Origin of the sequence: Pseudomonas sp. HMSC057H01, from assembly GCF_001836405.1 — a bacterium.
Taxonomy (GTDB): Bacteria; Pseudomonadota; Gammaproteobacteria; order Pseudomonadales; family Pseudomonadaceae; genus Pseudomonas; species Pseudomonas aeruginosa.
In genome coordinates this window covers 1-7,737 of sequence record NZ_KV828394.1, presented here as the reverse complement: position 1 = coordinate 7,737, position 7,737 = coordinate 1, and the positions used below count along the sequence as shown (strand labels likewise).

Here is a 7,737-nt window from a genome sequence, read left to right as displayed (position 1 = left end):
GGCTTCGCATAATGTGGACGGGATTACGTTAGGCCAGGCCCGACCGAAGGGAGAATGCGCAGACCGGAAAATTGCAGTCCGGTCAAGCATTTACACGTAATCCCCATTATGCGAGGCGACACGTTATTTCGTGACGTCACACTTATTCTTCAACCATGCGGTAGCTGTAACGCGGGTCGTTCAGGCCCGACAGCAGCTTGTCGAACTGGCGTTCTCCGGCTTTCCGGGTCAGGCCCTTGCTGATGGTCTGCCAGCGCGCCTTGCCCTTGCGCTCTTGAATTGCCCAGGTCTTCGCCTCGGCCTCTTCATTTTTCGTGATGCGTAACGCTAATTCGGCTTCCAGCTCGGCGATTCGTTGCAGCGCCTTGTCGAGTTCTTCCTGGGTGCGCTGCCAGCCGTCGAGGATTTCCTTTACGCCATCGGTGGGGATCGATGGGGCACCTTTTCGTGACGGTTGATCGTCACGCTTTTTCTTGTTCGCCCGGTAGCGCCGCGCCCGCTCTGCGTCTGACATGGCTTTGCCGGTGGCTGGCCGACCGCGCCCGCGCTTTGGCTGCTCCAGGGGAAGGGGTTGGGTTTGCTTGTCGGTTGGGTCGATCATTGCGGCATCTCCATGCTGGCTGGGCATGGGATAATTATACGTGACGCGTCACGATAAATACAGGAATTGACGTGACGAATCACGATAAATAGCGACCGTTCGTCGGTATTTAATGTGACGCCACGCGGATCGTCACGATAAATAGTTCCGCCCGCTTTTTGGATCCCCCAGCCCCTTGGGAGTCCCGGCAGGTCAAGGGCCGCGACCCCGGCTTGTCAGCGCTTGCGGTGACAAACGGAGTCCCGGGCGGAGCGAACCCTTGAACCACATCGGGCAAAGACAGCCTCCGGTCATAGGGTAGGGGGAAGCTTTTCTCCCCCTGCCCTCTGACCCTCTGGCGAAGAGCGGGATGACAAGGGCAGAGCCCTTGGTGTTTACGGGCTGTCCCTCGGTCAGTGGGGTTTCAGGAGTTTGCCGCCCCGAAAGCGGAGTGCGATGACGAGCGAAGCGATGCCCCGCAGGGGTGACCGTAGGTCATCGAGCTCTTCCGCGAAGCTGAGCTTTCGGGGCGGCTTTTGGCTTTGGCTTTTGCTGTGCCCGGCGGGAGCCGGGTCCACCTACTCTAATGGTGGACTCTTGTCTCATGGTGAGAATTTTCGATCACATTCTGATCAGCGAAGTGCCTCTTGCTCGTAGCTCATCAGGATGCCTCTGAGCGCAATCTTGGCGTGTACTTTCTCTTCGGCTGGCAGGTGGTTGAACCGGACGAAGATGGCTCTTAGATCGTCCGATACGTCCCGCTCTGCCTCGTCCAGAAGTAGATCGTCGGTCGATACGCCTAGCAGTCTTGCTAGGGTTACGATCTTGTCCCCCGGCGGCGGTCTCTCTCCCTTCTCGTAACTCTTGTAGCTGGACTCTGATATCCCGGTTGCTTCCCATACCTCGCGTTGGGTCAAGCCCTTGGCTTCTCGCGCTCTGCGTATGTTTTCACCGATGGTCATGGTCTCTTTCCCGAGGGTGGTTTCTTCGTGCACGAGGCTATCTCCTGGCTGGATGTACAGAGTCCGTATATGACCCTTTGTGGTGTTGTATGTTGCTTGACCCGTTAAATTCATATCCAGTACCCTAAGGGTCTGTATATGACACTTGACGGGATTTTGGGGATGCTCGACCGAATCCACATGTTCATCCGCTTCCGCCCGGAGCACGTCCAGATGATCGGCAAGCCCGAGGCTCCGACGCTGGTCGTTGACCTGGAGTCGTTGGGGGTGCGCATGCGGTCTTCGGGCGGCGTGCTCAAGCGGGAGGACGGGGAGGGCTATGACGTGGAGGGGCTTTCCCATGCCTGGGAATCGCTGCCGTCGAGCTACACGCCCATGGCCTTCAAGGTGTTCCATCAGTCCCTGGGCAAGCGCCTTGATCCTGGTGTGGAGCTGAAAGCGTCTCCGGCCAAGCTGCTCCAGGGGCACAACGTCTTCGGGCCGACCTCAATCCGCATGGGGGCTGAGGTCATGTTGAAGTGGCTGGCTGGCACCTATCCGGACCTGTATTCGAAGCTCGATGTGCTGTCGATTGAGGTCTACGCCCTGGACTGCACGTTCTCGGCACGCATGCCGAATGAACAGACCGCCCTCCAGGTTATCCAGTTCATGCGCGGGGTCAGCAATGGCCAGACCCGCAACCGGGGTGATGACTACGAGACCACGGCCTACTGGGGTTCGAAAGAGGGGCGTCTGCGCAAGATCAAGGCGTATCTGAAAGGGCCGGAGTTCCGGCGTCAGTTGGACGAAATTCTCAAGGCTGCTCGCGGTGCCACGGTCGATCCGGAACCGCGCCAGGACCTGGATAACGCTCATGTCCGCGCCTGGAAGCTGTACAAGCGCGAGCGCCACATGCCCATGTCGAGCCTTTCTGCTGCGCGGACGCTGCGGGTCATGCAGGACCCTCGGCTCCAGGAGTTCGCGCGGCTTCTTCTTCGCCTCGAGGCGACCGTCATGCATCGCTGGTTGGAGCGGCGGAATCTGCCGACGAACCTGTGGGAGCTATGTGACTACCAGGAGGCGCTTCGCGACCAGGAGCGCTGTTTCATTCAGGAGTGTTGGAAAGCGGTAACTGCTGAGCTGTTCGCGGCCTTTGAGGGTATGACCATGAAGCGAATCGACGATGACAAAGTGCTGGCCGCACTGATCGAGAAGTACACGAAAGTAGGGAAGGGCAAGTGGACGAAGGCCCGCGCCGACAAGGCAACGGGAACCATCATTCCGGCAGTGTTTGTGCCGGGGAAATCCAGTGATGCCTATGCTCGCAATCTGTTCCGTACCTACCGCAGCCTCAAGGACTACGGGTGGGAAGAGACCATGGCGTCAATGTCTAGGGCCTCGTTCTATCGCCACGTTGCTGACCTGGAAGCGGTAGGCATTTCCAAGGCGATGCTCCAGAACCTGAGTGAGTACGACAACACCCGCAACGTTGTGCCGATCCTGCGGTTGCTAGAGGTGGATTTCTCGGCGCAGTACCCCGACTGGTACGTCGAGCCGACCGTGGAGGCCGCCTGATATGTGTATTCAATCTGAGCGTCCGTGCAGTTACTGCGGTGAATTCGGCGTGGTCGATGGTGTTGAGTTTGAGCAGGGTGAGCCGACCCGTTTTGCCTGTCCTGCGTGCTATCAGGAGTTCGAACTGTGGCGTTGGGATGAGCATTGTGATCAGCAGGATGATGTCTGACGTGCTCGCTCCGACTCTCCAGGCCCTCGCGCTGCTGGCCGCTGCCGCCACCCTGATTCACGCCCTGGGCGTATGGGTGCGCTCATGAATATGAAAACTCGCATCTTCCTGCGCACGCTGCGTTTCGTTGCCTACAACTGGTGGCTGCCGTTCCTGCTGGGCAACGTTTCCGCGTTGGTCGGCTTTGCATTCACCGCTGACCTGATCAATGACGCGTTCGTCTCGTCGCTCGAAACGGTAGTCCAGTCATGTGCAGGGGCGCGCAGCGATGGATAAGGCGACCCATCAGCACCTTCGTTTCGACCTGGAGCAGGACATTTCCCGCGTGCTCGATGACGAGCACCTGGTGCGCCAGGTCCTGGACCTGGTCATGCGCCGAGTCGTCCAGGAACAGGCGGCCGAGGCCGTTCGCCGGCAGCGCATCAACCGAGACTTCAAGACGTTCCGGCGTGGCCGGAGCGTGACGCCGCCCGCATGGGCATTCCGTGAACCGGGCGCACGCCCACAAGTTGAACCCCTGAGGTAATTCATATGCTCGCTCTCATCGGCCTGTGCCAGGGCTATTACTCCGAAACCCGCACCATCAACGGCCAGAACGGCCAGACCCAAATCACCGAGCACTCTGTGCTGCTCCAGGTCGAGCAGCCGAACAAGTTCGGGTTGATCGAACAGAAGATCATCGCCGTCCGTCTCTCGAAGAAGCATATGGAAGGCGGCTTGAACAACGCCTGGAACCAGCAGAAAGGCAAGGTCGTATCCATGCCGGTCTTCGTCCAGGCCTGGGCGAGCAGGGCGGGGAACGCTGGCTACGACTACTGGCTGTCCGGCGATGGCCTTCCGCTCAATCTCCAGGCCGCTCAGCCGGTCAAAGCGGCTTCCTGATGATTTCCGCCCTGTCCTGCGATGGCTCCATCTCGATTGCGCCGGATGGGGCACCCCTGTGTTCGGGCATGTGGGTTTTGACCCAGGTGCCGGAGCAGTTCGACCCGTCGATGTTGGACCCCGAGGCACTCGCCCAGGCGTTCTCGGTCGGGTTCGGTCTTGTCGCGACGGTCCTTGTCGGCGCTCTGGGCGTCAAGGCCGTGCTCGACTTTCTCAAAAAAATGTAAGGAGTAAGTCCATGAAAAACCTGAAGAAACTGTTCGTTCGTGGTGGTTCCGCTGTTGCCGTAGGTGCTGCCCTGGTCGTCTCGCAATCCGCCTCGGCTGCCGGCTGGGATTACAGCGGCCTGACCTCCGGTATCGATTTCTCGACCATTGCCACCGGCGTGCTGGCCGTCGCTGCGCTGCTGGCCGCCGTGTATGCCGGCATCAAGGGCGCTCGTGTGGTCCTGGGCTTCCTGCGGAGCTGATCGAGGAGGGCGGTTCGATGGGGCGGCTTCGGTCGCCCCTTTTTGTTTCTGGCAGGGGAGTTTGAGTGATGGCGGATTTATATGAGTTCGCATTCTTTGTTATTGGCGCGGCGTGTAGTTACGCCATATTTTCGAGGCTGTAACTATGCGTGCATTGTTATGGGTGTTGTGTTTCGCGTCGGTCAGTGCTTTTGCCGAGGATTATTACTGGCAACTCAATGGTCCGACTTCGCCTGAGAAGTTCGGCAGTCCTAGTGCGGCGTGCGAGGTTGGATTGGGCATTTATAAGGCTCAATATCCTTCGGTTGAAATGGAAATCAACTCTCGCGAAATGAGAAGCTCGACAAACTATGTTTGTACGGTGTTTAGATATTTTAATGGCAATCGTATTGAGCCGAACTTCACTATTTCGGTCATGCGCAAGGGGGCGGGCTGTCCTGCGGGTGCTACATATAATGCGCAGACAGGGATTTGTGAAAAGCCTCCGGAGAATAACTGTATTGCTGGATTGAGTGATTTGTTCAGCTCTCCGCCGTCTCCGGTATATCAGTTGAATGGCCGCAATGTGGTTGATTCCAGGCCGCCAACGGGTTGCAAGGCTAACTGCACGTATTTGGCGACTTCATCTAAGTCCAGTGGTTGTTTCTTTGTTCCTGGCTCGACGAATGAGGGTTTCTGCAATTACTGGCTGACGACTGATGGCAGTACATGTCCGACTGATACGAATAATCCGGGAATGTCCGGACCCTCGTTGAACGATACGCCGCCGACTGATCCGGATGAACCTCCGTCCGACCCGAATAATCCGGGGTGTCCGGCTGGCTATAGCTGGTCTGGCACGACGTGCGTCAAGACGCCCACTGATCCGACCGATCCCACTGATCCGACCGATCCGACTGACCCCACGGACCCGACCGACCCCACTGACCCGGGCGGTGGTGGTGATGGCGGTACCGGTGGCGGCGGTACGGGCGGTGGTGGCGACGGTGGAACTGATGGTGGTGGCGATGGTGGTACGGGTGGCGGCGGCGACGGTGGCGGCGATGGCGGTACGCCTGGAACTGGTGGCGGTGGTGATGGTGGTGGTACGGGTGGCGGTGGCGACGGTTCAGGGGAGGGTGGTGGTACTGGTGGCGGTTCGGGTCTTACGGGTGGCTGCAAGGACGATAGCTGCGCGTTCGTGAAGAACAACCCCTTCGGTACGGACAAGGTGCCTGGCTTTGATGAGTCGCTACAGACGGCCTGGACGGGGATTCAGAAGTCACCGATAGGCCAGGCGCTGGGTCGCATCAACTTTCCCAGCGGGGGCGCCTGCCCGACGCAGAGCATCTCGCTGTTCGGCTCCAACATTACGTTCAGTTCCCATTGTGATCTGTGGGCGCAGATCGAGCCGATCTTGCGGGCGGTGTTCCTAGCGTTCTGGGCGCTGCTTTCGGTCCGTGTGTTCTTGTCAGCGTGAGGTGATATATGGACGGTATTCTTAGTGCTATCAAGCAGCTTATTCAGACGGCAACCGACTTCTTTCAGCGTGCACTTAAGGCAATTGATGAATTCTTTAAGTGGGTGCAAGATGCGTTCGATTATTTTTGGGAACTGCTCCCTGTTTTACCGGAGTATGTGTTCCATAGGATGACTTCTGCGGTTGTGAAGTTTTTCGAGTGGTTGCCGGTGCCTGACTTCTTCGTTACAGCCGGTAATGCGTTCCAGGGCATTCCGCCATCGGTCGTTTATTTCGCCAATGCATTCCAGATTGGTCCAGGCGTGACCATGGTCCTGGGTGCGTATCTGTTGCGCTTCATTCTCCGGCGTATCCCGATTATCGGTTGAGGTGATGTATGGCGATTGATGCATATGTGGGCAAGCCTGGGCACGGTAAAAGTTACGGCGTTGTCGAGCATGTAATTATTCCGTCACTGAAGCAGGACCGGCATGTGGTGACGAATATCCCGCTTGAAGTCGATATGCTGCTGATGGATTTCGGCGGGACTATTGAGCAACTGCCCGAAGACTGGTTTGAGCGTGAAGACTTGGCCGACTTTGCGCCGCCTGGTTCGGTCCTGGTCCTCGACGAACTCTGGCGGCGCTGGCCCAAGGGGCAGAAGACCAATGACGCACCGATGGCCGATAAGAAGTTGCTGGCCGAGCACCGGCACCGCGTAGACAAGAAAAACCGGTCGATGCGGGTTGTCATGGTGACTCAGGACCTCGACCAGTTGGCGAGCTGGGCCACGTTGCTTGTCGAAACCACGTACCGGATGGTCAAGAAGTCGAAGACCATGTTTCGAGTCGATATCTACAACGGCGTGGCCAAGGGCGACAGCCCGCCGAAGTCGAAGCTGCTGCGCAGCACCGCGGGGCGTTTCAAGCCGGACGTGTACCGCTATTACAAGTCAGCTACGCAGTCGGAAACGGGCAGTGTCGGGGATGAGTCCAAGGCTGATTCTCGGGCCTCGTTCCTGCGTTCTTGGGGCTTCTGGTCGCTGATTGGGTTGATCGTTGTGTGCTTGGCCGTGGGTGTTCCTGGAATCATCAAGTTCTTCACGCCGCCTCAGCCGAAACATGCTGTAGCGCCGGCACCGATCGCCAAGGTTGCCGAGCAGGTTCAGCCGGCTGTTGCGCCTGGTGCGCGTGCCGCTCAGGCGGTGTATGGGAGGCCTTCGGACGGTCCGGTTTTGTCGTCGGTGTGGCGGATCGCCGGGTATGTTCATGCTGGCCTGGGCAAGGCTGACGCGTGGCGATCGCGTGATGGCTACAATGCGCAGCCTGACCAGCCGATCAGCAAGACGTCGCGCGTCGTGATCGTTTCTGACAACGGCCGCACGCGGTTCTGGCCGTTTGAGAAGTGCCGGTTCTTCGAGCGCACGCCTGACTTGTACTGTGATATCGACGGTGAGCGTGTGACGTTTTGGACGGGCCGAGGGGCCGTATCTACGGTGATGGATGCGACAAGCACCGCGAGCGGCGGCAGCCAGCGTAGCGCAGCGTCCGCCGCGACCGGTGCGCAGGTGCAGACCCCGCATTCGTTTCAGCCGCATCAGCCGCAGCAGGGAACCCGCGTGACCGTAGTGTCTGATAACAGCCGCTTACCTCGCACGCTCTGACCCATGGCTTCGCATAATGT

General features: G+C 58.7%; 12 protein-coding genes. 10 read left to right on the top strand and 2 right to left on the bottom strand.

What is annotated here, in order from left to right; all coding sequences use genetic code 11:
- Positions 1-142: 142 nt before the first annotated feature.
- Positions 143-601, bottom strand: a complete 459-nt coding sequence (locus HMPREF2581_RS33285) for a hypothetical protein (RefSeq protein ID WP_058182378.1) — start codon at positions 599-601, stop codon at positions 143-145.
- Between the two features lie 611 nt (positions 602-1,212).
- On the bottom strand, positions 1,213-1,575 hold the full coding sequence (locus HMPREF2581_RS04795) for a helix-turn-helix domain-containing protein (protein WP_019726182.1): 363 nt from the start codon (positions 1,573-1,575) through the stop codon (positions 1,213-1,215).
- A gap of 129 nt (positions 1,576-1,704) precedes the next feature.
- Here HMPREF2581_RS04795 and HMPREF2581_RS04790 point away from each other — a divergent pair, with 129 nt between their 5' ends.
- The 10 genes from HMPREF2581_RS04790 (at position 1,705) to HMPREF2581_RS04745 (ending at position 7,717) form a co-directional block, all read left to right on the top strand.
- Entirely contained in the window at positions 1,705-3,096 is a 1,392-nt protein-coding gene (locus HMPREF2581_RS04790) for a phage/plasmid replication protein, II/X family (RefSeq protein WP_058164020.1), read from the top strand.
- Between the two features lie 253 nt (positions 3,097-3,349).
- A complete protein-coding gene (locus HMPREF2581_RS04785; RefSeq protein WP_134281322.1) occupies positions 3,350-3,541 on the top strand; it encodes a hypothetical protein in 192 nt (63 codons plus the stop codon).
- Entirely contained in the window at positions 3,534-3,791 is a 258-nt protein-coding gene (locus HMPREF2581_RS04780) for a hypothetical protein (protein WP_070867302.1), read from the top strand. The genes HMPREF2581_RS04785 and HMPREF2581_RS04780 overlap by 8 nt, the downstream gene beginning before the upstream one ends.
- Positions 3,792-3,796: 5 nt before the next feature.
- Complete coding sequence (locus HMPREF2581_RS04775) at positions 3,797-4,147, top strand: DNA-binding protein (RefSeq protein ID WP_042858037.1); 351 nt, start codon at positions 3,797-3,799, stop codon at positions 4,145-4,147.
- A complete protein-coding gene (locus HMPREF2581_RS04770) occupies positions 4,147-4,374 on the top strand; it encodes a hypothetical protein (RefSeq protein WP_043106688.1) in 228 nt (75 codons plus the stop codon). The genes HMPREF2581_RS04775 and HMPREF2581_RS04770 overlap by 1 nt, the downstream gene beginning before the upstream one ends.
- Positions 4,375-4,385: 11 nt before the next feature.
- Complete coding sequence (locus HMPREF2581_RS04765) at positions 4,386-4,616, top strand: hypothetical protein (protein WP_042933604.1); 231 nt, start codon at positions 4,386-4,388, stop codon at positions 4,614-4,616.
- 944 nt (positions 4,617-5,560) lie between these two features.
- Entirely contained in the window at positions 5,561-5,800 is a 240-nt protein-coding gene (locus HMPREF2581_RS33130) for a hypothetical protein (RefSeq protein WP_070867301.1), read from the top strand.
- Positions 5,797-6,075, top strand: a complete 279-nt coding sequence (locus tag HMPREF2581_RS33125; RefSeq protein ID WP_058182465.1) for a hypothetical protein — start codon at positions 5,797-5,799, stop codon at positions 6,073-6,075. The genes HMPREF2581_RS33130 and HMPREF2581_RS33125 overlap by 4 nt, the downstream gene beginning before the upstream one ends.
- Positions 6,076-6,083: 8 nt before the next feature.
- Entirely contained in the window at positions 6,084-6,443 is a 360-nt protein-coding gene (locus HMPREF2581_RS04750; protein ID WP_023103176.1) for a DUF2523 family protein, read from the top strand.
- Positions 6,444-6,451: 8 nt separating this feature from the next.
- The gene (locus tag HMPREF2581_RS04745; protein ID WP_073624823.1) at positions 6,452-7,717 is read left to right on the top strand and encodes a zonular occludens toxin domain-containing protein; all 1,266 of its coding nucleotides are present in this window, start codon (positions 6,452-6,454) and stop codon (positions 7,715-7,717) included.
- Positions 7,718-7,737: the final 20 nt, after the last annotated feature.

What these genes read in the sequence shown, in the direction of transcription:
- HMPREF2581_RS04750 (WP_023103176.1), top strand. Translation starts at nt 6,084, where the DNA reads ATGGACGGTATTCTTAGTGCTATCAAGCAGCTTATTCAGACGGCAACC.
- HMPREF2581_RS04780 (WP_070867302.1), top strand. Translation starts at nt 3,534, where the DNA reads ATGGATAAGGCGACCCATCAGCACCTTCGTTTCGACCTGGAGCAGGAC.
- HMPREF2581_RS04770 (WP_043106688.1), top strand. Translation starts at nt 4,147, where the DNA reads ATGATTTCCGCCCTGTCCTGCGATGGCTCCATCTCGATTGCGCCGGAT.
- HMPREF2581_RS04775 (WP_042858037.1), top strand. Translation starts at nt 3,797, where the DNA reads ATGCTCGCTCTCATCGGCCTGTGCCAGGGCTATTACTCCGAAACCCGC.
- HMPREF2581_RS33130 (WP_070867301.1), top strand. Translation starts at nt 5,561, where the DNA reads ATGGCGGTACCGGTGGCGGCGGTACGGGCGGTGGTGGCGACGGTGGAA.
- HMPREF2581_RS04765 (WP_042933604.1), top strand. Translation starts at nt 4,386, where the DNA reads ATGAAAAACCTGAAGAAACTGTTCGTTCGTGGTGGTTCCGCTGTTGCC.
- HMPREF2581_RS04790 (WP_058164020.1), top strand. Translation starts at nt 1,705, where the DNA reads ATGCTCGACCGAATCCACATGTTCATCCGCTTCCGCCCGGAGCACGTC.
- HMPREF2581_RS33285 (WP_058182378.1), bottom strand. Translation starts at nt 601, where the DNA reads ATGATCGACCCAACCGACAAGCAAACCCAACCCCTTCCCCTGGAGCAG.
- HMPREF2581_RS04745 (WP_073624823.1), top strand. Translation starts at nt 6,452, where the DNA reads ATGGCGATTGATGCATATGTGGGCAAGCCTGGGCACGGTAAAAGTTAC.
- HMPREF2581_RS04785 (WP_134281322.1), top strand. Translation starts at nt 3,350, where the DNA reads ATGAATATGAAAACTCGCATCTTCCTGCGCACGCTGCGTTTCGTTGCC.